This window comes from Bradyrhizobium sp. SHOUNA76, assembly GCF_023006445.1.
In the GTDB taxonomy this organism is placed as follows: domain Bacteria; phylum Pseudomonadota; class Alphaproteobacteria; order Rhizobiales; family Xanthobacteraceae; genus Bradyrhizobium.
In genome coordinates this window covers 1-514 of the sequence record NZ_JALBHA010001135.1, presented here as the reverse complement: position 1 = coordinate 514, position 514 = coordinate 1, and the positions used below count along the sequence as shown (strand labels likewise).

General features: G+C 68.9%; 1 protein-coding gene. It reads right to left on the bottom strand.

Annotated elements, in window-relative coordinates; all coding sequences use genetic code 11:
• Nucleotides 1–514 (bottom strand): penicillin-binding protein activator (locus MOV74_RS40150; RefSeq protein ID WP_246933103.1); only part of this gene is annotated, 514 nt, incomplete at both ends.

Here is a 514-nt window from a genome sequence, read left to right as displayed (position 1 = left end):
ATCGGCGCCGTACCTCTCGAAGGCGACGATGCGCCCGCCACGCCGCGGCACCGCCGCCTTCACGGCGGCTTCGACGACATTGCCATAGGCGTTGTCGGGCACCAGCACGGCGACCGAGCGCTTTCCGATGCTGGCGGAATATTCGACGATGCGATTGACGTCGGACTCCGGCAGGAACGAGAGCAGATAGACGCCGCGGCCGGCGATGCTGGAATCGGTCGAGAAGGCGATCACCGAGATGCCGCGCGTGCGCGCGACCTGCGCCACCGCCGGCACCGACTGCGCGAACAGCGGCCCCAGGATGATCTCGGCGCCCTCGTCGACGGCCTGCTGCGCGCTGGCCTGCGCGCCTTGCGGGCTGCCATTGTCGTCCTTGATCAGGAGCTGGATGTTCGGGTTCTGGAACTCAGCCAGCGCCATCTCGGCGGCGTTGCGCATGGATTGCGCGGCAAGACCGGCATTGCCCGCGGCCGAGAGCGGCAGGATCACGGCGACCTTGACCCCACCGGTGCCG